The 25,731-nt window shown below is 70.3% G+C and carries 19 protein-coding genes; 6 read left to right on the top strand and 13 right to left on the bottom strand.

The genetic code is table 11. The features are described 5' to 3' along the window. The coding region (locus D7V93_RS08845; protein WP_208722957.1) for a carbohydrate-binding protein at nucleotides 1-827 on the top strand (827 nt) is incomplete at its 5' end. A gap of 149 nt (nucleotides 828-976) precedes the next feature. Further along, nucleotides 977-2,578: a Rieske 2Fe-2S domain-containing protein gene (locus D7V93_RS08840; RefSeq protein ID WP_120642968.1), complete on the top strand. Its 1,602-nt coding sequence runs from the start codon at nucleotides 977-979 to the stop codon at nucleotides 2,576-2,578. Here D7V93_RS08840 and uraH read toward each other — a convergent pair. The 12 genes from uraH to D7V93_RS08780 form a co-directional block, all read right to left on the bottom strand. Then, nucleotides 2,563-2,904 (bottom strand): hydroxyisourate hydrolase, encoded by a 342-nt coding sequence (uraH, locus tag D7V93_RS08835; protein WP_120614070.1) that lies wholly within the window; start codon nucleotides 2,902-2,904, stop codon nucleotides 2,563-2,565. The two genes, D7V93_RS08840 and uraH, sit on opposite strands and share 16 nt — an antisense overlap. After that, a complete protein-coding gene (gene uraD, locus D7V93_RS08830; protein ID WP_120642967.1) occupies nucleotides 2,901-3,413 on the bottom strand; it encodes a 2-oxo-4-hydroxy-4-carboxy-5-ureidoimidazoline decarboxylase in 513 nt (170 codons plus the stop codon). The genes uraH and uraD overlap by 4 nt, the downstream gene beginning before the upstream one ends. Beyond that, nucleotides 3,410-4,432, bottom strand: a complete 1,023-nt coding sequence (alc, locus tag D7V93_RS08825; RefSeq protein WP_120642966.1) for an allantoicase — start codon at nucleotides 4,430-4,432, stop codon at nucleotides 3,410-3,412. Before alc ends, uraD begins: the two co-directional genes overlap by 4 nt. Nucleotides 4,433-4,459: 27 nt before the next feature. Continuing rightward, entirely contained in the window at nucleotides 4,460-5,806 is a 1,347-nt protein-coding gene (allB, locus tag D7V93_RS08820; RefSeq protein ID WP_120642965.1) for an allantoinase AllB, read from the bottom strand. Beyond that, a complete protein-coding gene (locus D7V93_RS08815; RefSeq protein WP_120642964.1) occupies nucleotides 5,803-7,245 on the bottom strand; it encodes an FAD/NAD(P)-binding protein in 1,443 nt (480 codons plus the stop codon). Before D7V93_RS08815 ends, allB begins: the two co-directional genes overlap by 4 nt. Before the next feature lie 84 nt (nucleotides 7,246-7,329). After that, nucleotides 7,330-8,109: a hypothetical protein gene (locus D7V93_RS08810; RefSeq protein WP_244237182.1), complete on the bottom strand. Its 780-nt coding sequence runs from the start codon at nucleotides 8,107-8,109 to the stop codon at nucleotides 7,330-7,332. After that, nucleotides 8,106-9,230 carry a hypothetical protein gene (locus D7V93_RS08805; protein ID WP_120642963.1) on the bottom strand — a complete coding sequence of 375 codons (1,125 nt, stop codon included), beginning with the start codon at nucleotides 9,228-9,230 and terminating at the stop codon, nucleotides 8,106-8,108. Before D7V93_RS08805 ends, D7V93_RS08810 begins: the two co-directional genes overlap by 4 nt. 32 nt (nucleotides 9,231-9,262) lie before the next feature. Then, a complete protein-coding gene (locus D7V93_RS08800) occupies nucleotides 9,263-10,366 on the bottom strand; it encodes a hypothetical protein (protein ID WP_120642962.1) in 1,104 nt (367 codons plus the stop codon). Continuing rightward, entirely contained in the window at nucleotides 10,363-11,610 is a 1,248-nt protein-coding gene (locus D7V93_RS08795) for a glycosyltransferase family 2 protein (protein WP_120642961.1), read from the bottom strand. The genes D7V93_RS08800 and D7V93_RS08795 overlap by 4 nt, the downstream gene beginning before the upstream one ends. 148 nt (nucleotides 11,611-11,758) lie before the next feature. After that, complete coding sequence (locus D7V93_RS08790; protein WP_120642960.1) at nucleotides 11,759-12,271, bottom strand: hypothetical protein; 513 nt, start codon at nucleotides 12,269-12,271, stop codon at nucleotides 11,759-11,761. Nucleotides 12,272-12,401: 130 nt separating this feature from the next. Next, nucleotides 12,402-19,433 (bottom strand): RHS repeat-associated core domain-containing protein, encoded by a 7,032-nt coding sequence (locus D7V93_RS08785; protein WP_147451091.1) that lies wholly within the window; start codon nucleotides 19,431-19,433, stop codon nucleotides 12,402-12,404. 185 nt (nucleotides 19,434-19,618) lie between these two features. After that, nucleotides 19,619-20,824: a phosphatase domain-containing protein gene (locus D7V93_RS08780; RefSeq protein ID WP_120642958.1), complete on the bottom strand. Its 1,206-nt coding sequence runs from the start codon at nucleotides 20,822-20,824 to the stop codon at nucleotides 19,619-19,621. A 116-nt stretch (nucleotides 20,825-20,940) separates the two neighbouring features. Here D7V93_RS08780 and D7V93_RS08775 point away from each other — a divergent pair, with 116 nt between their 5' ends. Next, the gene (locus D7V93_RS08775; RefSeq protein ID WP_120642957.1) at nucleotides 20,941-21,723 is read left to right on the top strand and encodes a 4'-phosphopantetheinyl transferase family protein; all 783 of its coding nucleotides are present in this window, start codon (nucleotides 20,941-20,943) and stop codon (nucleotides 21,721-21,723) included. On the opposite strand, the gene D7V93_RS08770 is transcribed toward D7V93_RS08775, so the two are convergent. Then, complete coding sequence (locus tag D7V93_RS08770) at nucleotides 21,720-22,496, bottom strand: thioesterase II family protein (RefSeq protein WP_120642956.1); 777 nt, start codon at nucleotides 22,494-22,496, stop codon at nucleotides 21,720-21,722. The genes D7V93_RS08775 and D7V93_RS08770 overlap by 4 nt on opposite strands. A gap of 257 nt (nucleotides 22,497-22,753) precedes the next feature. Here D7V93_RS08770 and cysD point away from each other — a divergent pair, with 257 nt between their 5' ends. From cysD to cysC, 3 genes are read left to right on the top strand one after another with little or no spacing between them, the layout of a single operon-like run. Continuing rightward, complete coding sequence (gene cysD / locus D7V93_RS08765) at nucleotides 22,754-23,659, top strand: sulfate adenylyltransferase subunit CysD (protein ID WP_208722956.1); 906 nt, start codon at nucleotides 22,754-22,756, stop codon at nucleotides 23,657-23,659. Beyond that, nucleotides 23,659-24,924 (top strand): sulfate adenylyltransferase subunit 1, encoded by a 1,266-nt coding sequence (locus tag D7V93_RS08760; protein WP_120642954.1) that lies wholly within the window; start codon nucleotides 23,659-23,661, stop codon nucleotides 24,922-24,924. The genes cysD and D7V93_RS08760 overlap by 1 nt, the downstream gene beginning before the upstream one ends. A 7-nt stretch (nucleotides 24,925-24,931) precedes the next feature. Continuing rightward, entirely contained in the window at nucleotides 24,932-25,492 is a 561-nt protein-coding gene (gene cysC / locus D7V93_RS08755) for an adenylyl-sulfate kinase (RefSeq protein WP_120642953.1), read from the top strand. Nucleotides 25,493-25,731: the final 239 nt, after the last annotated feature.

Here is a 25,731-nt window from a genome sequence, read left to right as displayed (position 1 = left end):
CGCCTGCACCGAGCGCGCCAGCGGAGGCGACACCCGCGCCGGCACCTTCGGGCGTGGACGGCTTCGGCGTGACGATGCTGTACCCGTCGAAGGAGGGCGGGGAGGCGTGGGCGCTCGCGGAGGACGCGACGGCGGATGCGCGCTTCGACCCCCAGGGCTCCATCACGCGCAACGCGGACGGCTCGTGGAAGATGAAGAGCAGCCAGGTCCGCATGAGCGCGTTCCCGTCCACGGGCTACGACGCGAAGCAGATCGCCACCTACGACCGCGACGTGCTGGTGGGCCGTGGGTACATGCAGGCGGCGAACGACTGGAAGAACGTCGAGATGACGGGCTTCGTGAAGGTCAACGCGGCCTCCAACACCCAGGACAACTTCGCCTGGTACGCGCGGGGCGGGAAGCACAACGACGACCACTCGGGCTGCGAGGGCAGCAGCTACAAGGGCGGCCTGCACTACGACGGCCGCGTGCGCTTCGAGAAGGAGACGTGGCACGTCTCCTACGACCAGGGGCCGTACAAGCCCGCCACCTCCGCGCTCCAGGGCCGCTGGGTGGGCTTCAAGTCGGTGATGCGCAACGTGCCGGGCGCGGAGGGCTCGGAAGCCGTGAAGCTGGAGCTGTACGTCAACGAGGACGCCGACAAGGTCACCTGGAAGAAGGTCTACGAGCTGACCGACGCGGGCGACTGGGGCGGGGACGCGCAGCACTGCGGCGGCTCCGTGGGCGCCATGCCCATCACCTGGGGTGGCCCCATCGCCACATTCCGGTGGGACAACGCCCAGGACGTGGACTTCAAGTGGCTGAGCGTCCGGGAGATCCAGCCGTAGTCCGGCCGCGGGCCTGATGCCGGCTCCGTGGGCTTGCCGACAGGCACCCCGGACCGGCAGGCCCGTGGCGAAGGACGTCCCGGGTCCGCAGCCTTGCTGCGGCCGGGGCGTGTGCCCTCGGCGGCGGCTCACGCCGGGGGACGACGTTCATGCGGATCACCTTCCTGGGGCATGCGGGCTTCGTGGTGGAGACCGCCGGGGCGCTCGTCGTCATGGACCCGTGGCTGTCGCCCCAGGGAGCCTTCGACTCGGCGTGGATGCAGCTGCCGCGCAACCACCACCTGGCGCCGCGCGTGCGCGAGCTGCTGGAGACGCCGGGCCGGGAGCGCTTCCTCTACGTCAGCCACGAGCACAAGGATCACTTCGACCCGGAGTTCTTGGCCACCGTGGTCCGGCGGGACTTCACCGTGGTGGTGCCGAAGTTCAAGCGCTCGGAGCTGCAGGACTTCTTCGCGAAGTACGGCTGCAAGCGCGTCATCGCGTGCGAGGACTCGCGCGAGGTCCCCATCAAGGGCGGCTACCTCAAGCTCTTCGTCTCCGAGCAGGGCACCAACCGCGACTCCAGCGTGATGGTGCGCGCGGAGGGCCAGTGCTTCCTCAACCTCAACGACTGCAAGCTGCATGACCGGCTGGTGCGGCTCATCGCGGAGGAGGGGCCCGTCGACGTCTTCTCCGCGCAGTTCTCCGGCGCCATCTGGCACCCCACCTGCTACGAGTACCCGCGCGAGACGTACTCGGCCATCGCGCGCAAGAAGCGCGACAGCAAGTTCGAGGCGGTGGCGCGCGCGCTGGAGTCGGTGCAGCCGCGCGGCTACCTCGCGTCGGCGGGCCCGGCGGCCTTCCTGGACCCGGCGCTGTTCCCGCTGAACTTCGAGGACGTGAACATCTTCCCCCGCGCGCCGGACCTCTTCGCCTTCCTGGAGAAGCGCTTGCCGGACGCGCCCACGCGCTACCTGGAGCCCATGCCCGGGGACGTGCTGGACGCGGGCACGCTGGAGTTCGTCTCCCAGGTGCCGGAGCGCGTGACGACGGAGAACTTCAGGGACTACCTCCACACGTACGCGAAGGACCTGGCGCACGTCTTCCGCGAGCGCCGCCGCAACCTGATGCGTGAGGAGGTCGAGGAGATATTGGGCCGCCTGCGCGTGGAGCTGCAGCTCAAGCTGGACCGGTTGGATCTGCACGAGCGGGTGGGCATGCCCCTCTACGTGGAGCTGACGGAGGCGCCGAAGCGGCTGTTGCGCGTGGACTTCAAGCTCCGCCGCGTGGACGAGGTGCCGGCGGTGCGCGACACGACCCGCTACACGATGAAGGTGGGCGCGAGCGACATCGTGCGCGTGTTGGACCGGAAGCTGAACTGGGAGGACTTCCTCCTGTCCTTCCGCCTGCGCCTGAGCCGCAACCCGGACGTGTACGAGCCCGTGCTGCACGGCTTCCTCGGCGTGGAGGTGGAGGACCTGCGCGAGTTCTGCGACGGCATCCGCGCCACCGAGTCACAGAAGGAGCGCACCGTGGTGGAGGCGGGCGGCAAGCGCTTCTCCATCCAGCGCTTCTGTCCGCACCAGGGCGCCGACCTGTCCGAGGGCTGGGTGGAGGAGGGCCGCTACGTGGTGTGCCCGCGCCACCGCTGGCAGTTCGACCTGCACCGCGGTGGCGCCTGCAAGACGAACCACTCCAGCCTCTGCGCGGAGCCGCTCGCGGACAAGCCGGAGCGTGTCAGCGACAGCGTCCCGCCTCAGCTTCCCCGGTAGGTGGAGAAGCCGTAGGGGCTCAAGAGCAGCGGGACGTGGTAGTGCTCGTCGGTGGCGGCGACCTCGAACACCACCTGGACGTAGGGGTAGAAGCCCTTCTGGCCCCGGGCCTGGAACCAGGCCCCGGTGTCGAAGGTGAGCCGGTAGACGCCGGGCCCCAGCTTCGTGGCCGCGCCCGACAGGTCCTTCACCCGTCCGTCCGCGTTGGTGACGCCCCGGGACAGCTCCAGGAAGGTCTCACCCGCCCGGGCCTCCAGGACGAGGGAGAGCCCTTCCGCGGGACGGCCGGTGCTCGTGTCGAGGACATGCGTGCTGAGCGTGCTCATGATGCGAGGAGCTTCTCCAGTCGGATGCGGGTGATCTTCGCCTGCTCGCCCGCCGCGATGCGCAGCTCCGCGTCGGGGGCGTGGTCCATGCGGCCCTGCAGGAGCGCGAGCATCTCGGCCGCGCTCTTGCCGGTGGCGCAGACGAGGAAGATGAAGCCGTAGCGGGCCTCGTAGTCGCGGTTGCCCTGGGCCAGCGCCTCCAGCACGCGCTCGTCCGCGGCGGCCACGCCCTGCTGCTCCTGCGACGACCACTGCGCGGTGGCGGCGAACTTCTCGCGCAGCTTCGACACGTCGCCGATGCGCGGGTGGTGCGTGAAGGCTTCCTTCCAGTCCTCCGGCCCCGTGCGCGCCCACGCGTCGGCGGCCTCCGCGTACAGGTGCTCCGCGTCGCGGAACGGGCGGACGGCCAGCATCGCCTGCACCCAGCGCGTGCTGCCGCAGCAGCGCGTGAGCGCCTGGGTGGCTTCCTCCGTGGTCGCCGTGTTCAGGCGCTCCAGCGCTGTCGTCACGCCGGCTCCCCGAAGAGGCGCAGCCGGCTGACGCCGCCGTCCGGGAAGATGTTGAGGCGCACGTGGGTGATGGGGCCCACGTCCTTCAGCTCCTTCTCGAAGACGTGGCAGTGGTCCGCCTGGAGCTTCGACTGGGGCAGCAGCTCCTTCCACTGGAGGTGCGTGGCGTTGGCGAAGTCCAGCAGCGGCTCCTCCAGGTGGATGCCCTCCAGCGAGCAGCGGTCCGGGAAGTTGCCCTTGAAGAAGTGGGTGTCCACCTCCGCGCGGCGCAGGGTGCCGGCCGTGGCCAGCTTCACGACGATCCAGTCGAAGCCCGGCACGCGCTTGCGGCGCGTCTCCCAGCCCTCGCCCATGTTGGCCGCGCGGCCCGGGAAGATGAGGTTGTCCTTCGTGCCGAAGAACTGATCATTGCACGTGACGACGGAGCCACCGTTCGCCGCCGCCGCCAGGTCCACCAGCCCCGCCTTCTTCAGCGCGTGCCAGTCCGGCAGCACCTGCCCGTGGATGCGCAGGCGCGCGACGCCGCCGTCCGGGAAGATGTTGAGGCGCACGTGGGTGAAGCGCCGCTCGTTCGCCACCGCGAAGAGGTTGCGCGAGCCGCCGCGCAGGCGCGACCTGGGCACCAGCTCCGTCCAGCGCGACACGTCCTCCGCCAGCGACTCCGCGGACGGGTCTCCGTCCACCTCGCACGCTTCGAGGGAGGCGTACTCGGGGAAGTTGCCGATGAAGTGGTTGGTGTCCACGTCGATGCCGTGGATGGCGCCGGGCAGGCCCAGCTTCACGATGCACCAGTCGTAGCCGGGCACGCGCTTGCGGCGCGTCTCCCAGCCGTCCATCCACTTGCCGCGCTCCGTGTACTTGTCCGCGATGAAGACGCCGCGCCCCGGCTCCAGCATGGCCTCCTTGGGCGCGAAGAACTCGTCGTTGGCCAGCAGGGCCCTGCCGCCCACCTTGCGCGCGGCGAGATCGATCAGGTCGGCGAAGGCGACGTGCATCGCCCCGGGTGCTTCGGCTTGCATCGGTTTTCCTCTCCCTGACCGTCGGGGCTAGCCGCGCGGCAGCCACTGGCCGATGCGCGGGCCCGTCAGTCCCTCGGTGGCGTCGAAGATACGCTGGCCGCGCAGGTATGTCCTCATCACCCGGCCTTCCAGCTCGCGCCCCGCGTAGGGCGTCAGCCGGTGCCGGTGGCGGATGTCCTCCGGGGCCACCTTGAAGCGCGTCTCCGGCGCGAAGACGACGAAGTCCGCGTCCAGCCCCGGCTTCAGCGCCCCCTTGCGTCCCGACAGCCCGGCCAGTGCCGCGGTGCGGCGGGCCATCCGCTCCACCAGCACATCCAGCCCCAGCCCGTGGGCGCGCATCCCCGTCCACACCGCCGACACGCTCAACTGCAACCCGGCGATGCCGCCCCACGCGCCGGAGAAGTCCCCGGCCTCCAGCCGCTTGAGCGCGGGCGTGCAGGGCGAGTGGTCGGAGACGACCAGGTCGATGAGGCCGCTGCCCACCGCGCGCCACAGCCGCTCGCGGTTCTCCGCCTCGCGGATGGGCGGGGCGCACTTGAAGTGCGTGGCGCCCGCTTCAATCTCCTCCGCGCTGAAGGTCAGGTAGTGCGGGCACGTCTCCACCGTGAAGGGCAGCCCCTCCGCCTTCGCCTTCGCGATGTCGTCCAGCGCGTCCGCCGCCGACAGGTGGACGATGTGCACCGGCGTCCGGTGCTGGCGGCACAGGTCGATCATCATCCGGATGGCGTCCACCTCCCACGCGGCCGGGCGCGAGGCGAGGTAGCTGGCGTAGGCGCGCACGTCGCCCGCGAAGGGCGGCTCGTGGTCCGTCAGCTCCGCGTGCACCAGCAGCGGCACGCCCGCGCGCGCCAGGATGGGCATCGCGGTGTTCAGGACGTCGCGCGTGGCGGCGGGAAATTCGTCCACGCCCGAGTGCACGAGGAACGCCTTGAAGCCGGGCGCGCCCGCGTCGACCATCGCCTGGAGCTCGCCCGCGTTGCCCGGAATGACGCCGCCCCAGAGCCCGTAGTCGATGGCGCACTGGCCTGAAGCGGCCTCGGCCTTGGTGCGCAGCGCGGCCAGGGACGTCGTCGCGGGGATGGAGTTGAGCGGCATGTCCACCACGGTGGTGATGCCGCCCGCCGCCGCCGCCGCGGTCGCCGTGGCGAAGCCCTCCCAGTCCGTGCGGCCGGGCTCGTTGATGTGCGCGTGGCTGTCCACGATGCCGGGCAGGAGCGCGTCCCGTCCCAGGTCCACCACCTGGGCGCCGCGCGGCACGTCCACCGTGGCGTCGATGCCTTCGATGCGCCCGTCGCGCACCACCACGGCCGCGGCGCGCGTGCCCTCCGGCGTCACCACGCGCTCGCTGCGAAACACGGTCAGGGAAGAACTCACGGCTCGAACTCCGTCAGGGCGTAGTCGGCGAGCGCCCGGAAGTGGCGGTCGCTGTCGTCAAGGTAGAGCTGGCGGGTGATGCCACCCACCAGCCGGGGCAGGCTGTACTTCATGCCGGAGATGCTCGCGCCGCCGAAGCCCAGCGAGAGCAGGCACCCGAAGGTGTAGTTGAACACGCCGCTCACCCACGGCGCGCTCCCGGGCTGCTTCTCCAGGAACTCGAAGGAGGGGCCCAGGTACGGGTGGCGCAGGAGGTCCGCGTGCCGCTCGTTCTCCGGCGGAGTGAAGCGGTCCTTCCACAGCGCGATGTGCGGGTGCACTTCCGCCAGCTCCGGGCGCAGCGACAGGTCGGTGGTGAAGCCCGACGCGATGATGAGGAAGTCGAACGTGTGCGTCGCATGCGGGGTGCGCACGACGGCCTGACCGTCCTGCTGCTTCACCTCCACCCACGGACTCTCCGCGTGCAGGTGGAAGGCGGGGGAGCGGCGCGCGCGCTCGAAGGTGTCCTTCGGCGGCAGCTGTCCCATCTCGATGATCTGCCGGATGAAGCGCCAGCGATCCGCGTCCGGCAGGTCGCCGTGGTGGCGCAGGAAGCCCGCGAACTCCGCCCAGCGGTAGGGGTTCACGTTGGGCAGCTTCTTGCGCCGGTAGAACAGGTCCACCCGCGCGGCGCCTGTCTCCAGCGCCACCGACGCGTTGTCGAACGCGGAGGCCCCCGCGCCGAGCACGCCCACGCGCTTGCCGCGCAGCGCCTCGAAGTCGATGGGGTCATGCGTGTGCGCCCACAGCGTGCGCGGCAGGGGCTGCACCTCCGGCGGTGCGTCCCAGCGGCCGGAGCCGTCGATGCCGGTGGCCAGCACCACCTTGCGCGCGAGCAGCGTCCCCCACTCATGGGCGTGGGCGATGGGGACCTCGAAGCAGTCCAGGTCCGCGCGCCAGCGGAGGGCGCCGGCCTTCGTTCCGCACCTCACGGGCAGGGCCAGCACGCGGCGGTACCAGAGCAGGTAGTCCGCCCACAGCTCCTTCGGGATGAGGGCGACCTGGCGGAAGCCCTCCTCGCCGTGCTGCGCCTCGTACCAGGCGCGGAAGGAGAGGTTGGGGATGTTGTAGTCCGGGCCGGTGAGGTACTTGGGCGTGCGCAGGGTGATCATCCGCGCGAACGTCTTCCAAGGGCCGTGGAAGCCGTCCTTGCCGTCGTCCAGCACCAGGATGTTCGTCACCCGCTCGCGCATCAGCCCGAACGCGGCGCCCAGCCCGCTCTGGCCTCCGCCCACGATGAGCACGTCCAGGATGGCGCGGCCGTCCGGGGTGGTGCGCGGGGGCACCCAGCTCCGGGACGGGTAGGCGAGGATGTCCAGGTCGCGCCGGAGGGCGGCTTCCAGTGCCTCCAGGCCATGCGGGGGACGGAGCGGCGAGGCCAGCGGATCGCGGTCGTGCATCCGCTCCAGGAACCCACGCCCGGATTCCCCACGCAAGGGGGCGGGCCCCCCATTCGCCTCCGTCCGCCACGTTCCGGACGGCCTTCAGCGCCGCGACGTGGGCCCGCCTGCCTGGGGCACGAGCAGCTCGAAGCGCACGCGCGCGTTGTCGGTGCGCATGCCCACGGGCCCTTCCAGGGTCAGGGCGTCCGCGGGCAGGAGGCCCTCCCAGACGCGCTTGCCGTCCACGAAGACCGTCAGCACGTCCGCGGCGATGCGGGCGCGCAGCACATGAGGCTGCCCGGGGACGAGCGGATCCAACGGCTCCATGAACCGCGGGCGGACCGTGGTGTAGCCGTCGCCGCCGCACTCGCCGCTGTGGTGGTCGTCCGGGTTGCGCTTGAAGTTGACGACGATGCCCGCCGAGGGCGCGATGCGCCACATGGCGTAGAGGACGTTGCACCCATCCCTCGCGCGCAGCTTGAGGCCCACCTGTTCGCGCACCTGCCCGGAGGCGAGCGGAACCACCGGGTCGGTGACGCCCAGCCAGGTGAAGCGCAGCCCCACGTCGTCGCCCGTCGTTTCCGGCGCGACCGCGCGCTGGCGGGGGCCGTCGATGCCGAAGCGCAGCCCGTCCCGCGCGCTCCGCTGGAGCTCCTGCACGTCACCCTGGGTGATGGTCAGCCGCTCCAGGGGGATGGGCTCCAACCCCGCGGTGGCCGGAGGTGGCGTGCGCGGGGACCTGAGCGCGGAGGCCACCTGGGGCTTCCCCTTGCCGCCCGTGTCACCCCAGGCGCCATGGCTCAGGAGCAGCGCTACCGCCCAGAGGATCAACACGGCCGACGCGCAGATCGCGACCCACCACCGACGGCGCTCCTCGCTCATGACCCCACCCCCTTGAGCAGCGTCTGGAGCGTCCTCAGGTGCGCGTCCAGGTACGCCTGCTCGGCCTGGAGCCGCGCCAGCTCCAGCAGCAGGTAGTCCCGGAAGCGGCGGACCTGCCGCGTCTCCAGCCGCTCCACCTCGCGCAGCTGCCCCTCCAGGTCCGACACCAGCGCGGACACCTCGCCCAGCCGCGCCCGTTCGGCCTGCTCGGTGATGCGCAGCTCGCCCAGCAGCTGGCGCACCTGCCGGGGCGCGCCGTCCACCGCGTCGCGCGTCTCCTGCCGCCGGCCCTCGCGGGCCTGGGCGTTGGCCCGGCCCTGCCACAGCGAGCCCAGGTTGTAGCCGAGCGTGAGCTGTCCGAAGAGGGGCACGTCCTGCGCCACGTCGAAGACCTTGTCGTAGCCGCCGCGCACGCTCAACCGCCAGGCGCGGGCCCTGCGCAGTGTTCCCGACAGGGCCTCCACCTGATCATCCGCGGACTCGAAGGTGCTGATGAGCGCGCCCAGGTCCGTGCCTTCGGCCAGCGCGGGCTCGAGCGCGATCCGCGCCTGGGCCTGTTCGGTCTCGCGGGCCAGCGCGCGCAGGCGATCCAACCGCACCTGCACCGCGTTGAGCTCCTCCAGCGTGGCGCCGCCGTCGCGCAGCTCCTCGCGCAGCGCCGTCACCAGCGTCTCCGCGCGGGGCAGGGACGTGGCCAGGGCCCGGGCCCGGGCCTCCAGCGCCGCCGCCTCGCCCAGCCGCGAGCCCTGATCCAAGGCGCCCTGGAGCGCGGCGAGCGCCTGGTAGCGGCGGCACTCGGCCTCCGCGCGCAAGCGCAGCTTGTCGCCCCGGTAGATGCCCACGAAGTCGTAGCCCAGCCCCGCGGTCAGGCGCAGCTTGGGCGTCCCCAGGGGCATCTGGTCCGAGCCTCCCTGCGCGTCGCCCGCGTTCACCGCGCCGATGCTCGCGAAGACCTCCGGCGCCAGCTCCAACGCGGCCTCCGAGCGCGATGTCCCGCGCACGCGTTCGCAATAACCCCGCGCGGGCTCGCTCCGGGCCCGCACCGTCCCCGCGTCCTCCGCCGCCGAGGCCATGCCCGTCCACAGCCCCATCAGGGCTCCCCATGCGAGGGTTGTCCGCATCCGCCGCTCCATTTCCGATTCCCGGGGGGACCTCACAGCATCAGCGGCGGACGGCCCAGGTGCAGCAGCTGTTCCCGCGCGCTCGGTGCGTCACGAAGCTGGAGCTCCACCATCACGCCCCGCAGGTGGTACTGGCGGATGGGGTGCTGCTGGGAGACCTCTCCCTCCAGCACGGTCCCCACCACGCCCACCTCGCGGCACCACAACACCTTCAGCGCGCAGGTGTAGAGCGGGGTGCCCGCTCGCGCGTTGGCCAGGTTCTCGTACGGCACGAAGGCCACGGTGAGGTTCTGCTCCACGGCCTTCAGGTACGGCGAGCCGTGCACCACCATCAGCAGCTGGTTGAAGCGCTGGATGCTGTCATCCAGCGCGCGCGCGTCCGCCTCCAGGCTCTTGTGCAGCGCCTCCGCGCGCGCCTGCTCCAGCACCGACTGCGTGTACTCTCGCTCCAGCAGCAGCGTGTCCGTCGTCAGGCCCTCCGGGGCGGGGCGGTCCTGGCCCAGGCCGTCCTGCGCGGCGAGGAGCCCGTCGCGCTCGCGCCGCAGGGTGTCCAGCCGCACGTCCAGGTCCACCGTCTCCTGCGCGAGCGACAGGTTGCTCTGCGCCATCTGCGCCAGGTGGTGGTTGAGGGTGAGCATGTCCTCGCGGTCCATCAGCCTCGCGCCGTAGAGCGCGCTCGTGCGCGTGCGCGCAAGGCCGCTGTACGCGCGGTTGGATTCGGTGATCTCCACGCCCGCGCGCAGGTACTCCTGGCGCAGCGCGGCCAGCCTCCGGGCCAGCCGGTCGCGGGAGCGCTTCTCGCCCTGGAGGGCCACGATGAAGCGCTGCTGGAAGGACCTCTCCGCGTTGAGGATGCGCTCGGCTTCCTGGAGCCGGTCCCCCACCTCGCGCCGCTTCGTCAGGAGCGCGTCGCGCTCCGCCTCCTGCTGCGCCGCCTGCGCGTTGAGCTGCAGGACGTTGGGGTCGGTGGGCGACAGGATGGTGGGCGTCACCCAGCCGCGGCTGGACAGGAAGAAGCCCTGCACCGACAGGAACGACAGCAGCCCCAGGAGGATCAGCGCCAGCAGCACGGACCCCATGATCTTGTAGGCGGACACCGCGAGGGAGTTCAGCCGGTTGGCGACCTGTTGGTTCATGACGGCGTTCCCTCGCTGGTGGTGCTGGACGTGAGCTTCGCGGGGGAGGCAGCAGGGGCAGGGGCCGCGGTGGGACTGCCGCGCGTCTCCCAGCTTCCGGAGTCGAGCGTCAGCAGCGCCAGCGGGGTGAACAGCGCGTAGGTGACGGGCATGAGCAGCGCCATGGGCAGGAAGCTCGCCCCGGGCACGCGCCGGTCCTCGGGCAGGTGGCGCGTCTCCATCCGGTAGATGAAGCCCAAGAGGCCAATCACCAGGAAGTGGAACGCGAGGATGTCCCAGAACTCTCCGGTGAGGAGGTTGTGGACGATGACCACCGGGTACGCCAGCAGCAGCGCGAGCTGCGAGACGTAGTGCACCGTGATGACCGGGTGCAGGCGCCACGCGTGCGACAGGCCCGACAGCAGGTCCACCAGGTTGGAGCGCCGCCACCGCAGCTGCTGGGAGAAGTAGCCCGCGAGCGTGGACGGCGCGGCGGTGAAGCAGAACGCGTCCAGCGTGTAGACCGTTTCGTAGTCGTGCTTGACGATCTGCCGCGTGAGGAAGCGGTCCTCGCCGTACTTGATGGGGACGCCCGCGATGGCGCGCGCCTCCAGGATGGGCTCCAGTTGGAGCAGCACGTGGCGGCGGTACGCGGTGAGGCAGCCGGACAGGCACATCACCTGGCGGAACGAGCGCTCCAGGTCCTTCAGCCACTGCTGGGCGAAGTGGAACTTGATCTCGATCATCCGCGTCATCCAGTTCTGATGACGGTTGCTGACGAAGGTGCGACCGCCCACGGCGGCGACGTTCGGGTGGACGAAGCGGCGGATGAGCTGGCGCACCGCGCTCCTGTCCACCACCACGTCCGAGTCCACGGAGACGATGATCTCCGCGTCCACCGCGGCCTTCACGCCCCGGTTGATGCCCTTGCGCTTGCCCAGGTTCTCCGGGTTGCTCATCACGCGGACGTTCGGGTGGCCTTCGGCGGCCTTGTTCGCCCAGGCGACGCTGTCGTCGCGCGAACAGTCGTCCACGACGATGATCTCCAGGAGCTCGCGCGGGTAGTCCTGCGCCAGCAGCGCGCGCACCGTGTGGAAGATGCCTTCCCCCTCGTTGAAGAGCGGGACGACGATGGCGACCCGGGGGCGGTAGGTGTCGTCCACCCGTTCGAACCGCTTGCCCTTCAGCCGCCGCAGGAAGGGGCCGAGGATGTAGCGGTTCGTCAGGACGACGATGAACAGCAAATGGATGGGAAACAGCTCCATCGGCCCCGCCCCCCTCACGCCCACACCCGACCCAAACGGACGCTCCACCCGTGTGAAGCGTCCGAAGGTTGGGGTGTCCCACACGTCGCGCCAACTGACCGGGACCTGGGGGCAGCCGGCTGCCGGGAAGTGGGCAGGGGTTCCAGGGTCAGCTGCCCACGACCTCCACGGTCACGGGCGTGGTGATGGGCATGCCCTCGCCTTCGCACCCCAGGGTGTAGATGCCATTGAAGGTCGCGTTGACCTTGGCCTGCGCGGAGTCGCGTCCGCCGCTGCCGCCGTTCAAGTCGAGCGTGACGGCACAGGCATCCTCCACGCCTTCGGCCGGAAAGGAGAAGACGCAGGTGCCGGGGTTCACCTTGAAGGTGGACTCGCCCGTCATCGTCCCGGTCAGGTCGCAGTCGAAGAGCAGGAAGGAGATGCGCAGGCCGTCCCGGGACGACGCCTCCTCGGTGAGGGTGAGCGTGGTCGCGAAGGGCTCGGGCTCCTCGGGGACGCCCGGGATGCGCATCGTCATCATGACGGGGTGGGTGCCCGTGACATTGGAGCGCGTGTCCTTGAGCTGTCCCTGGGGCGTGTCGTCGTCCTCGTCGCCTCCGTTGCAGGCGGCACAGAAGAGGCAGAGGGCGGCGGCGGACGTCAGGGCAAGCAGGCGGGACATGGCTCCGGGCTTCTTTCGGTGCCCGGAGGAAGTGTTCCGGGCCGCGCGTCAGGACGCGGCACCCCGGTCGATATTCAGGCAGGCAGGGCGCCGGGGGAGGCCTGGGCCTCCACCCGGTGGCCCTCCAGGCTCAGTTCGTCCGGATCAGCCAGAATTGGGAGTAGGGCTTGAGGCTCGCGGAGGCCCAGGGCAGCTGGCCGTCCACGAAGAAGACCCCGCCGCCCCGGTTGACGACATTGAAGGCGTGGGCGAAGTCCGAGCTGCCCTTGGAGAGGCCAACGATGATGCCCCGGCTGCCAGGACCCCAGGCCTCCATTGTCTTCAGGACGGCCCGCTCCGTGGCGACCTCCACGGCGGCCGTGCCGTAGTAGGACTCGAGCACCCCGAGCTGCTGAGTCCTGCTGACGAGCGCCACCTCTGGCTGGCCCGCGAGCGTCGAGTCGACGGCGATCGACACGTTCACGCAGTTGGTCTTGCAGAGGCTGGGGTTGACGTCGGCCATCCGGATGAACTGCTTGAGCTCCTGGCCCACGTCACGCTTGGGCGCCGCGATGATCGACGTCGGCCTCGGGGCCACGAACGAACCCACGATGCCGGTGATGGAACCCCAGGCGTAGCTCCAGGAGTCCGCGTCGCCGGAGGAGTTCGGGCCCACCCACGTGTGACGCATGTTCTGGGTGCAGCCCGGGCACCAGAACGTCACCGAGTCGCCAAGGCCGGCGAAGAAGCTGGAGAACCGGTCGATGAACGCGTTGTCGCCCGCGACGGCGGCCTCGGCGCCCTCCTGCGTGTTGGCGATGATGTCCAGCGTCCCCTGGAGCGACACGCCTGTCGCGGCCAGCGTGTCGTAGTTGAACGAGTCCCCCATCACGATGCCCGTGAGGGCGATGACCGAGGTCCTCAACACCTGACCCTGGAGGGTCTGCGGTCCCCTGGGCGCCTGGGAGAAGGTGGCCGTGGGGGCCGGAGGCCGGTAGGTCGCCTGGGGGTTCGCGCCGCCGGACGGGCCCTGGCACTCCTTGCCCATGCAGGTGGAGTCCAGGCCGGTCGGGTCGGACAGGTTCACCGGGTCGTTCATCGCGAACGCATAGGGGTGGGTGGTGGCCGCGGTGCGCGGCACGAAGAGCGGATCCCGGCTGAGGAACCGGCCGAGGACGGGGTCGTAGAGGCGCGCGCCCAGGCGTGACAGGCCGAAGGACTCCAGCACCTCGCCGCCATTCCACTGGGCGCTCGAGTAGAGCAGGGCATCCGGCCCCGCGGACCCGCTGGACTTCGCCTCGCCAAAAGGCTGGTAGTCCACGTCCTGGATGAACCGGCCCAGGTTGTCGGCCGTGTACCGCGCGCCGCGCAGCTCGCCGAAGGAGAAGAGCCAGTCCTGCTTGTAACCCCGCCGGCTGGCCACGATGCCGCTCGCGCCCGGGATGTGACGCGTGATGACCGACGTGGCCTTGCCGGCGATCTTCTGGTCCTTCAGCTCGATGAGGCCGCCGAACTTCCACTCGTGCCGCGCGTCCTTGCCCGCGACCCGCAGGTCCAGCTCCTCCAGGGCGCCCAGCGCGCCGTAGCGGAACGAAGCCGTGCCGGCGGGATCCGCGACGGTGCGCACGTTGCCCGAAGGGAAGTAGCCCAGGCTGCGTCCGCCATTCCGGGACGGCAGGCTCACCACGTTGCCCGCGCTGTCGTGGGTCACCTGACACGCACCGGAGCCCGCCCCGCCACCGCCGTACGTGACGCGGCAGAGCTGGTCGTTGTCGACGGTGCCGTAGCCCATCGCGGCATCGGCGGTGCCCAGCAGGTCGTTCTGCGTGAGCACGTTGCCGAGCGCGTCGTAGGTGTACTGCCATTGGGCCAGGGTGGTGCTGCCGTTGGTGCGCAGCGACGACGTGAGCCTGCCGAGCGCGTCGTAGCCGACGTTCGTCTTCGGGCCCGTGGCGGCGCCGTCCACGATCTCGCGTCGCACCTGCTCGCGGCCCAGCGCGTCGTACCCGAGCATGTAGAGGGTCCGCGAGCCGTAGCTGGAGGCGAGCGTCCCGTCGGTCATCAACCGACGGCCGACGTCGGCGTAGCCCGCCGCGAACTCGACCACGCCTCCGTGCGTGGCCTTGCGCACGCGCCCGAACGGGTCGATGTCGCGCGCCATGTAGAGCTCCCGGCTGTCATTGGGGTCCTCGAACTTGACGAGGCGCAGCCGGCCGGCGGTGTCGTAGGAGTACGAGGCCACCTCCTTCTCGTAGCCGTTGTCGGGCAGCTGGAGCGTGAGCGAATCCAGCGAGCCGTCGGCGTGCAGCCCGGACTTCTCGACGTAGTACTTGCCAGCGCTGTCGGTGAAGACGTGCGCGTCCTCCCGGCCGAAGGAGTCATAGCTGTAGGAGACCTCGCCCAGGGACGACTTGGTCCGCGCCAGCCGGCCCAGGACATTGGCGGGCACGACGAGGCTGGTGGGGCTCGAGCCCACGTCGTAGAGGAAGTCGTAGACGGTGTCGGGTTCAGCCACGCCCGCGCTGCGCTCCTCCGTGTGCGTGACGCGGCCCAGGGCGTCGTAGCGGTTGAGCAGGTTGCGGTTGCCCGCGGGCACCGCGACGGATTCGTACCAGCTCACCTCCAGCGGCTCGCCCCAGTTGCTGTACCGCGCGGTCTTCACGGCGCTGGCCGGCTCCTGCCACTGGAGGCGCTGGCCGAACGAGTCGTAGGTCCACGACGATTGCACGGGGCCCGAGGGCAGGACGGGATCCAGGAAGCGGGTCATCCCGGTGAGCTGGCCCAGCCGGTCATGCGTGAACGTGGCGTGCTCCAGCCGGACGGTGCCCTTCCACGTCGAGCGCGAGAGGATCCGCCCCGTGGCCGTCTGGGTGGCGGACTTGAGGACGCCCGCCTGGGGGGAGGCGGCGGTCAGGGCCGCCGCGTCGTTGACGCTCAAGGTCTCCAGATGATCCAGGAACGAGCGGAAGTAGCAGGTCGCGATGCGCTCGGTGGCCAGGTCCGTCGTGGCGCTGTAGGCCTGCGGGCCGTTGCCGCGGACGTCGCACGACGGGGTGCCGTCCAGGTTGAAGAAGTAGGTCGTGCCGTAGGCGGTCGCCCCGTTCTGGGAGGCCGGGTAGGGGTCCGCTTCGAACAGCACCCGGCCCAGGGCGTCGTAGGTCCGGGCTCCGGTGATCAGGAGCTCCTTCGCGTAGTCAGTGCCCAGCTCCACTTCGGTGCGGCGCGAGCGGCCCAGCTCATCCAGGTACACGGTGCCGGTGCGCCCCGGCGCGCTGCCCTCGGTGCCGGGCGCGACGGGGTCGCTGAAGGTCTTGCCGACGATGCGCCGGCCCAGCGGATCCGTGCCTGAGAAGCCGTCGTAGAGGGTTGTCGACAGCACCCCGAGCGTCCCGTTGAAGGGGCGCACGGTGGAGCGCACCGGCCGCTGATGGCCATCCAGGTCGGTCCCGTACTGGGTCTGGTTGGGATCGGTCACGGTCAGCGTCGCGAGGCTGACCGGGTCGCGCGTGAAGGAGGTGGTGAGCACCGGCGTGCCGGTGGCGTCCAGCCGCTGCTCCACCAGCGCCAGCCCGAAGTCGTCGTAGGCGAGCTTCACCGTGCGGACGGCGCCGTCCTCGCGCACGCGGGTGACCGTGGAGGGGTTGCCGGCGGCGTTGTAGCTGGCGGTGTACTCGTTCACCGTGTTCAGCAGCGCGCCCGTGCCGGTGTCGCGGCGGTCGCGGCTGTGCGAGGTGAGGTGCCCCAGGGAGACGCTGCCCGAAGCCAGGCCGTCGTAGAGCCAGGACTCGGAGGTGTACGTCACATAGGGCGTCTTGTCGCAGGTCCACGAGCGCCGGCTCATGGGCGCGTGAAGCACCCGCTCGTTCGTGCCCGTGGGCGTGGCGTACTTCGTCTCCACGCAGAGGTCGTCGTCGCTGCGGTAGACGTCATTGGCATACAGGACGTTGAGCACCCGGCCGTAGTCGTCCACGTCGAGCACTTCCGAGCGGGTGACCACGTTGTTGGCGGACGGCGGCGCCGCGCTCCCGCGCCAGGCATTGGTGGCGCGCGCGTACATGAAGCCGTGCGCCGTGCAGGGGTTGTAGGTGTTGCCCACGGCGTTCCACGAGCCGAGGAAGTCGAGCGGATAGGCCAGCTCGAAGCAGTCCAGACCGGAGTTGGTGCTACCGCTTTGCGGGGTCTCTTCGTAGACCTTCGTGGCCCAGTCGTAGTGCGTGCCCCCGAGCCGGCGGGCATAGGTGGTGAGGTCGGTGGCGAGCAGTGTCCAGGGATCGAGGCTGCTGCTGGTGAGGACCGTGACGTCGCGCACCTTGCCCGCCTGGAGGTAGCGGCCGAAGCGCTCGGCCTTGGAGGCCGCGGTGAACGCGGGCAGCGGGTACGTGTCCGTGATGGTCCCGTACCCGTCGGTCTTGCCGTTGACCGTCACCGAGCGCAACGACACCGAGCGCTGGTAGCCGGGCAGGGTGAAGGTGTGGAGCGCGGAGTCGTACATCAGCTCCGCGCCGCCATACGCGTAGCGCGTCGCGGACAGCGTGCCGCCGAGCCCCTGGGTGCCGACGGTGTCCACCGACGTGACGACGATCTCGGGGAAGGGCACCTGGTGCTTCGTGGTGCCATCCTCCTTGGCGGAGCGGTAGCCCACGGTCGTCTTCGCGCCGTAACCGTTGTCCATCTGGACGATGCGGCCCGCCTCCGGCTTGCCAGGAAGGCTGCCGCCCGCGAGCTGGTAGACGTCCAGGGTGGAGCCCGTGCGGCGCACCACCTCCGGCTTGCCGTCGCCGTTGAGGTCGTAGAGGCCGCTCTGGGTGTTGGACGTGATGCCGTCGCAGCGCTCCTGCGCGCTGGAGAGCACGAAGCCGGAGCCGACGACGTCGATGTTCACCGCCGGGGCGAAGCCCGCTCCGGTGCCCACCGCCACGGTCCAGGTCGAGCCGCCGCGGGTCACGAAGTCAGGGATGCCGTCACCGGTGAGGTCGCGCAACCCGCTGACCTGGTCGGCGAAGAAGGTCGTGGCGCCGGGAGCATCCGGCTCCGGGGCGAAGCAGGTGTTGAACTGGGCGCTGGACTGGGTGGCGTAGCTTCCCGGCAGGGTCAGGGTGACGGTGCTGAAGCCGCGTCCCGTGCCGAGTGCGACGGTGGTCCGGTTCTCCACCCGGTCGACGAGGCCGTCACCGTTGACGTCGGCGAGGCCGCAGATCACCTCCTGGTTGAAGCTGCTCGTCGCCCACAGCCCGACGCCGCACGCGGTGTTCGCCTTGAGCGTGATGGGGGCGGAGAAGACCGGGGAGGCATCCTCGATGTACAGGCCGTAGAGGTTGAAGACGGCATCGACCCGGTTCGAGCTCCCGTGGAGGGGCTGCATCGTGAAGGTGCGCTGGGTGTTGATGACCTCGCCGGTGAAGGTGCCCGGGAAGGCGGGCACGGAGCCCACGACCTCGACGCGCGACGAGTTGAAGACGAGGTCCGGGAAGCCGTCGCCGTTGACGTCGTTCACCGCCCATTCGGTGTAGGTCTTCTCCGGGCTGGCGCTGAGCTCCGTGTTGGGGAAGTTCGCGCCACAGATGCCTTCCGTGAAGCCCTGCGGGTAGGACGCCCAGGCCGTGCCGCTCCAGCGCCAGCAGGCGCCGACGATGCGGTCATGGCCGCTGTAGCGGCTGGAGAGGGGCAGGTAGCCGTTGCTGAGCAGGTGCCCGGCGGCGACGAGCCGGTTGTAGAGCGGGGTGATGGCATACGCGCGGCGCTGCCACTGGACGCCGGTGGCGCCCGTGCCGGGCGTGTTGAGGTAGACGACCCACTTCCAGGGAGTCTCGGCGGCATCGACGATGTCGACGCGGCCGTCACCATTCACGTCGAGGGCCTGACGCCACACCTGGTCGATGTTGACGGCGGCGCTGCTGTTGACGAAGCGGTTCTGCGTGGCGCTCCGGGTTTCGAAGGCGCCGGTGGTGAGGACGGTGTCCGCGAGCTGGGCGTTGACGGTGCCCAGGGCGGTGGTCCCCGACGCGCCCGGGCGGTTGAGGGCCACCCAGAGCTTCGTGGTGCCGGTCTTCTGGTAGACGAGGTCGGGCAGGCCGTCACCGGTGACGTCGGTGAGGCTCTGCCAGGTCGCGGAGCCCGTCCCGGCGGCGACCGGCGGCGTGAACGTGCCGTCGCGCGACGTGCTGGCGATCTTCGTAAGGTCCGGCCCGGCGGGCAGCGGGATGGAGCCGGTCTTCTGGTACGAAAGCGTGCCATTGAGGGTCGCGCTCCCGTAGCCGAACGAAGCGACCGGCAGTGAGACGGACGCCTCCGGGGTGCCCTGGCGCCCGGACAGGCGCACCGCGCTCAGGCGCGGCTGCTTCGTGTCGGCGTCCGGCAGGTACGTGAAGGCATACGAGCGCAGCTTCTCCGGGGACCCCGTGCAGCTCGCGCGGCTGGCCACATCGAGGCTGCTCAGGATGCGAAGCCGCGTGAGCACGCGGTCGCCCAGCAGGGACAGCGACAGCGGCGCCGCGGCCGGGGCGCCGTAGTTGAGGGTGACCTCGTGCTTGAAGCAGGAGGACGTCGGGTGCTTGTTGTAGAGCACGCGGCGCAGGTCGATGGAGACGGCGCTCCCGCCCGGAACCGCGACGCTGGAGACGTCGTACTCGAGCTGGACGGCCGTGCCATCCGGGCCGGTGATGGAGCTGAGCAACCAGAGCCCGGCGCCGGAGAGCGGCGCGGGCTCGGTGAAGGTCCACGTCTTGCCCCGGCCGTCGTACATCACCCAGGTGCCGGCCTGCTCCTTGAGGACGAGGTCGGGCGCGTCGTAGCGGACGATCCAGGTCGTCCCCCTGGGAAGCAGGTCCATGGCCTGTCCCTGCAGCGACAGCGTGACCTGCTCACGGCCCGCGGGCGGAACGTCGGAGCCCATCTGGGGCTTGCGATGGGCGAACGTCAGGTCGCGCCGGACATAGGAGAGCGGGACCTCCCAGCCCAGGCCCACGGCCCCCACGCCCCGGGCCCCGGAGGAGATGGAGAGCGGGACGGACAGGTCGCCCCGCGCGGCCGGCAGGTCCAACGGGATGGAGGCTGAATACCCGCCAGACGCATTCACCGCGCCCGGCTCGGTGCCGGTGTCGGAAGCACGCCCTGCATAGTGGCCGCCCGTGGGCGCCAGCTGTGCCGCGCCCAGGCCCGGCCACACCCCTGCGACAAGAGCCACGGCGAAACACAGCCACCGGCTCCGAGACATCCCATTCATGTGTACCCCCTCAGGTACGCCCTACACGTTCGCCGTTGCCGGCGACCCCAGGGGGCTAATAAGGGAAAAACAGATTAATTGGAAGGCCCCTGCCGCGCGTCGCAATCCCTGTCATGACGCGCGGGGATGTTTCAGGGAGGCTTGAGTCAGGCAGACGGGGCGCGGGGAAGGGCCTGCACGCGGGCCAGGTCGCGCGCCAGCTCCGCCTCCCGCGCCTGTCTTTGGGCGGGGGAGGAGAAGGCGATGGCCGCCAGGGACTCCACCGCGGCGGCGGCGATGCGGTCCACGCCGTCGCGGGAGAGGACGCCCGCGTGGAACGCCTCCACCGCCGCGCCGACATACGTGTCGAAGAAGAAGAGGTGCTGCGCGCGCCACTCCTCGCGCTTGGGCTCCGGCGTCGCCACCACGTCGTGGATGAACACGGCGCGCACCGCCTGGGGCTGGGCCGCGCGCATCTTCGCGCCGAACTCCACGTCGCCCTGGCCGCTGTCGCCCACGAAGACGAAGCCGTACTCGGGGAAGAGGCGGGCGTAGCGCTCGAAGTTGTCGAACTTCTTCTGCGCGATGCGCGTGTTGCCCACGAGGTAGAAGAAGCTGCCGGACAGCATCACCGCCAGCGGGACGCCGCGCTCGCGCAGCGACTCCAGCGTGGCGTTCTCGATGAGGCCCAGTGGATCCTGCGGCCGCGCGCTCACGAAGGTGAGGTCCCCCGCGCGGCCCGGGATGATGCCCGGGCCCCGGTCCAGCTCCTGGTAGAACGCGAGCACGCCCGGGTACACCGTCTTCTTCGGGTAGCGCGGGTCCACCCAGTTGGCGAAGAACGTGTCGTCGATGTCGCTGAGGATCTTGTTCTCGCCGCTGGGCACGGCGTCCGCCTCGCGCTGGAAGTGGGCGAGCAATTCCGCGCGCAGGCCCGGGTCGTCCACGTCGGCGAACACCAGGTGCTGCAGGTCGTGGTACTCGCCGCCCCCGTCGAGCAGGTTCTTGAACGCGGTCAGCTCCCGGCCCTTGAGCGCGAGGAACAGGTCGCGCAGCCGGCGTTCGGCCTGGGTGTGCGTGGCGCCCTTCTGGAGCGCGGTGGCCAGCGACGCGCGCACCGGCAGGGACAGCTCCGGGGCCCGGTGCGTGCACAGGAGGTCCAGCAGCTGCGTGTGGTGGTCGGGGCCCACCAGCCGGTCATCCACGTCCGACAGCAGGCGCACGAGGTCCACGTTGGACAGCAGGAAGTTCAGCTCCTCGCCGGTGGCGCCCTTCAGGAGGTCCAGGATGCGGCGCTCGTCGTCCCGGTCCGTGTGGCCGGTCATGTCCCTGCGCAGCGCCTGGAGCTTCGTCGTCGCGATGGACAGGTCCATGTCGCCTCCCCCGGAGCGGGCCCGGCGTGGGCCCGCGGACCGCGAAGCCTACGCGGCGCTGGCAAGGCCCGGCCAGCCCCGTGACATGCGTGGCGGTTCCTGCTTCCCTTCGCCGCATGATTTCGTCTTCCCCCTTCGTGCCCCTGGCCCTGCGATCCGACGAGGTCCACGTGTGGCTCGTCGAGCCCGAGCGCATCGACGACCCCCGGCTGCTGGCGGCCTACCTGCCCCTCTTGGACGTCGGTGAGCGCGAGCGGCAGCGGCGCTTCCACTTCGAGCGCCACCAGCGCCAGTTCCTCGTGTCCCACGCGCTGGTGCGGCTGACCCTGTCGCGCTACGCGCCCGTCGCCCCGGAGGCGTGGCGCTTCGTGCCGAACGAGTACGGGCGCCCCGCCATCGTCGGCCCGGAAGGGCAGTGGCTGCGCTTCAACCTGAGCCACACCGACGGCATGGCGCTGGTCGCGGTGGGCCGGGACGCGGACCTGGGCGCGGACATCGAGGACGCGCAGCGCAAGGGGGAGACGGTGGAGATCGCGGACCACTACTTCGCCCGCACGGAGGTGCAGGCCCTGCGCGCCCTGCCGAAGGAGCGCCAGCAGGAGCGCTTCTTCGAGTACTGGACCCTGAAGGAGGCGTACATCAAGGCGCGCGGCGCGGGCATGTCGCTGCCGTTGGATCAGTTCGCCTTCGAGCTGCTGCCGGGCCAGATGCCCCGCATCGCCTTCGACCCCCGGATGGGGGACGTGCCGGACGTGTGGCAGTTCGTGCAGCACAAGCCGTCCGAGCGCCACCAGGCAGCGGTGGCCTTCCGCCGGCCCCGGGGCGGACCGCTCACCGTGCGCTGGCAGCACACCGTGCCGCTCGCCGGGGACGCTCCGCCGCGCATCGTGACCGTCTAGCGGACGGGGGCCATCCAGCGCGTCAGGTCCTCGCGCACCGCGGCCAGCACCGGCGGCCCGTTCGTGCGGATGAAGAAGTGGCCGCCCTCGAATTGGCGGACGCGCACCTCGGCGGTGGACTCCTCGCGCCAGTGCTCCATCTGGTCCATGCCCACGTGCTTGTCCGCCTTGCCGCCGTACACGGACAGCGGGATGTCCAGGGGCGAGGCGTCCGCGCCGTTCTTCGACCAGGCCAGGCCGAAGTCCGCGCGAAGCGTGGGGAGGATGAGCTCCAGCAGCTCCTTGTGCTGGAGGACCTCCTCGGGCGTGCCGTCGTAGTCGCGCAGCTTCGCGATGAAGCCCGGATCATCCAGCTCGTGGATGGGCTCCCGCTCGTTGTGGGACGGCGGCGGCGCCGCGGCCGCGATGAAGCCCAGCGGCCGGGGTCCCCCCTGGCTGCGCAGCCTGCGGCAGATCTCCAGGCTGATGCGCGCCCCCATGCTGTAGCCGAACAGGGCGAAGGGCCGGTCCATCAGCGGCGTCAGCACCGGCATCAGCACGTCCAGCAGCGCCGGCAGCGACTTGTAGGCGGGCTCCATCAGGCGCCGCTCGCGGCCGGGCAGCTGCACCGCGCACAGCTCCACGCCCGTGGGCAGCGCGTTCGCCCAGGGCGTGTAGATGGCCGCGCTCCCGCCGGCGAACGGCAGGCAGAACAGGCGCAGCCGCGGCTCCGGCAGCGGCTTGCGGGAGGGAAACCAGCGATCAAGGACAGGTGGAGTCGGGGTGGTCGCCATGGGGCGCCCGTCTATACCATGCGCCGCTCCCACGGAACGCCTTCCCGCACGCAGGGTGGGGGCTCGTTCGCCACTCGTGGAGCACCTGGGGAGCACCTGGGAGCACCGGGTGGGAGACAGCCATCCTGACGGGTGGGGTGGCCATGTTTCATGGCCCGCTCCCGCATGTCGCATCCGGCGTGTCTCACCCGGCGCGCACCGGAAAACTTTCATGGCCACGGTTGGGCGGAAACCCGGTTGTGCTACCTTCCGCGCCCGTGAGCTACGAGCTTTCACATCTTGAGGCGCTGGAAGCCGAGTCCATCTTCATCATCCGGGAAGTCGCGGCGGAGCTGGACCGGCCCGTGCTGCTCTTCTCCGGTGGGAAGGACTCCGCGGTGATGTTGCACCTGGCGGTGAAGGCCTTCTGGCCGGCGCCGCTGCCGTTTCCGCTGATGCACGTGGACACGGGGCACAACTTCCCGGAGGTCATCCAGTATCGCGACCAACGCGTGGCGGAGCTGGGGGCGCGGCTCATCGTCGCGTCCGTGCAGGAGGCCATCGACGCGGGGCGGGTGACGGAGGAGAAGGGCCCGCGCGCGTCGCGCAACCGCCTGCAGACGCAGCCGCTCCTGGAGGCCATCGAGAAGAATGGCTTCAACGCCGTCTTCGGCGGCGCGCGGCGCGACGAGGAGAAGGCCCGCGCGAAGGAGCGCGTGTATTCCTTCCGCGACGAGTTCGGCCAGTGGGATCCGAAGAACCAGCGGCCGGAGCTGTGGGGCCTGTACAACGGCCGCCACCGCCGGGGTGAGCACCTGCGCGTCTTCCCGCTGTCCAACTGGACCGAGCTGGACATCTGGCAGTACATCGGCCGGGAGAACGTGGCGCTGCCGTCCATCTACTACACGCACCGGCGCGAGGTGTTCCGCCGCGACGGGATGCTGATGGCGTGGTCGCCGTTCCTGCAGACGATGCCCGGCGAGCAGGTGACGACGGAGACGGTGCGCTTCCGCACCGTGGGCGACATGACGTGCACCGCGTGCGTGGAGTCCACCGCGGCGACGGTGGAGCAGGTCATCGCGGAGGTGACCGCGTCGCGCGTCACCGAGCGCGGGGCCAGCCGCACGGATGACAAGTTCAGTGATACGGCGATGGAAGACCGCAAGCGCGAGGGATACTTCTAGTGGAACTGCTGAGATTCGCGACCGCGGGCTCCGTGGATGACGGCAAGAGCACCCTCATCGGGCGGCTGCTGTTCGACACGAAGTCCATCCTCGAGGACCAGCTCGCCGCCGTGGAGCGCACCAGCCACGCGCGCGGCGACGAGTACGTCAACCTGGCGCTGCTCCTGGACGGGCTCAAGGCCGAGCGCGAGCAGGGCATCACCATCGACGTGGCGTACCGCTACTTCTCCACGGTGAAGCGCAAGTTCATCATCGCGGACACGCCGGGGCATCTTCAGTACACGCGCAACATGGTGACGGGCGCGTCCACGGCGGACCTGGCGCTCATCCTGGTGGACGCGCGCAAGGGCGTGCTGGAGCAGACGCGGCGGCACGCGTTCATCGCGTCGCTGTTGCGCGTGCCGCACCTGGTGCTGTGTGTGAACAAGATGGACCTGGTGGACTACGACCAGGGCGTCTTCGACCGCATCCGCGAGGAGTTCCGCCAGTTCTCCATGAAGCTGGACGTGTCGGACCTGTCGTTCATCCCCATCTCCGCGCTGGGCGGGGACAACGTGGTGACGCGCTCGGAGAAGATGCCCTGGTACCAGGGCCCCACGCTCCTGCACCACCTGGAGAACGTGCACATCGCGTCCGACCGCGACCTCATCCACCTGCGCTTCCCCGTGCAGGGCGTCATCCGGCCCGCGTCCGCGAAGAAGTTCCACGACTACCGCGCGTACTCGGGCCAGATCCTGGGCGGCGTGATGCGCCCGGGCGACGAGGTGATGGTGATGCCGTCCGGCTTCACCACCCGCATCAAGTCGCTGGAGCTGGCCGGCAAGCCGGTGACGGAGGCGTTCCCGCCCATGTCGGTGAACGTGTCGCTGGAGGAGGAGCTGGACATCAGCCGCGGCGACATGCTGTGCCGGCCGGGCAACCCGCCCACCGCGAGTCAGGACATCGACGCGATGGTGTGCTGGCTGTCGGACCAGACGGTGCTCAACACCGGGGCGCGGCTGGCCATCAAGCACACCACCCGCATGGCGCGCGCGATGGTGAAGCAGCTGCACTACCGGCTGGACGTCAACACGCTGCACCGCGACGAAGAGAGCACCGGCCTGAAGCTCAACGAGGTGGGTCGCGTGACGCTGCGCACGACGGTGCCGCTCTTCTTCGACGAGTACCGCCGCAACCGCAGCACCGGCAGCTTCATCCTCATCGACGAAAGCACCAACGCCACCGTGGGCGCCGGGATGATCAACGGCCCGGCCGTGGAGAGGTAGAGCGACGATGCAACAGCGCCCGGGCTTCATCCTCTGGTTCACCGGCATGTCCGGCGCGGGCAAGAGCACGCTGTCCGCCGAGGTGGTGCGACACCTGGCGCCCGTGCAGCGCGTGGAGCTGCTCGACGGGGACGAGGTGCGCACGTACCTGTCCCGCGGCCTGGGCTTCACCCGCGCGGACCGCGAGGAGAACGTCCGCCGCATCGGCTACGTGGCGCGGGTGCTGGCGAAGCACGAGGTGGGCGTCATCACCGCCGCCATCTCCCCGTACAAGAGCTCGCGGGACGAGGTGCGAGCCCTGGCCACCCAGGCCGGCATCCCCTTCCTGGAGGTGTACGTCCAGGCAAGCCTGGAGGCCCTCGTCGCCCGGGACGTGAAGGGGCTCTACAAGAAGGCCCTGGCGGGAGAGATCCCCCACTTCACCGGGGTGTCGGATCCCTACGAACCGCCTGAAGCACCTGAAATCATTGTCCGTTCCGACGCGGAGACGGTCGAAGCGGGGCTCGAGCGCATCCTCGACACGCTGCGCGACAGGGGCTTGCTCGCCTCCGCGGCGAGCGCCGCCTGACGCAGCCGCACCGCGAATATCCAGCGGGTCTGGAGGGTCGAGAAAGCAGGCGCCGGCTGCGCCTGGATCGTCTATCCTCCGCGCCAATTCGAAGTCTCCGGGACAGGACCTCCATTCATGTATTTCGATGATATCGAGTACGTTGAGCTCTGCGTCGCGGACGCGGTGGCTGCCTCCGGTTTCTACACGGGCAGCCTCGGCTTCACGCGCGTGGCGGAGGGGGGCCCGGAGACGGGGCT

The organism is Corallococcus llansteffanensis (assembly GCF_003612055.1).
Lineage (GTDB): Bacteria > Myxococcota > Myxococcia > Myxococcales > Myxococcaceae > Corallococcus > Corallococcus llansteffanensis.
This window is presented reverse-complemented; position numbering and strand designations above follow the sequence as displayed.

Coding starts and splice junctions, on each gene's coding strand:
- D7V93_RS08780 (WP_120642958.1), bottom strand. CDS start 20,824: ATGGACCTGTCCATCGCGACGACGAAGCTCCAGGCGCTGCGCAGGGAC.
- D7V93_RS08790 (WP_120642960.1), bottom strand. CDS start 12,271: ATGTCCCGCCTGCTTGCCCTGACGTCCGCCGCCGCCCTCTGCCTCTTC.
- D7V93_RS08775 (WP_120642957.1), top strand. CDS start 20,941: ATGATTTCGTCTTCCCCCTTCGTGCCCCTGGCCCTGCGATCCGACGAG.
- D7V93_RS08815 (WP_120642964.1), bottom strand. CDS start 7,245: ATGCACGACCGCGATCCGCTGGCCTCGCCGCTCCGTCCCCCGCATGGC.
- D7V93_RS08840 (WP_120642968.1), top strand. CDS start 977: ATGCGGATCACCTTCCTGGGGCATGCGGGCTTCGTGGTGGAGACCGCC.
- D7V93_RS08805 (WP_120642963.1), bottom strand. CDS start 9,230: ATGCGGACAACCCTCGCATGGGGAGCCCTGATGGGGCTGTGGACGGGC.
- cysC (WP_120642953.1), top strand. CDS start 24,932: ATGCAACAGCGCCCGGGCTTCATCCTCTGGTTCACCGGCATGTCCGGC.
- D7V93_RS08800 (WP_120642962.1), bottom strand. CDS start 10,366: ATGAACCAACAGGTCGCCAACCGGCTGAACTCCCTCGCGGTGTCCGCC.
- D7V93_RS08810 (WP_244237182.1), bottom strand. CDS start 8,109: ATGAGCGAGGAGCGCCGTCGGTGGTGGGTCGCGATCTGCGCGTCGGCC.
- D7V93_RS08795 (WP_120642961.1), bottom strand. CDS start 11,610: ATGGAGCTGTTTCCCATCCATTTGCTGTTCATCGTCGTCCTGACGAAC.
- alc (WP_120642966.1), bottom strand. CDS start 4,432: ATGCAAGCCGAAGCACCCGGGGCGATGCACGTCGCCTTCGCCGACCTG.
- D7V93_RS08770 (WP_120642956.1), bottom strand. CDS start 22,496: ATGGCGACCACCCCGACTCCACCTGTCCTTGATCGCTGGTTTCCCTCC.
- uraH (WP_120614070.1), bottom strand. CDS start 2,904: ATGAGCACGCTCAGCACGCATGTCCTCGACACGAGCACCGGCCGTCCC.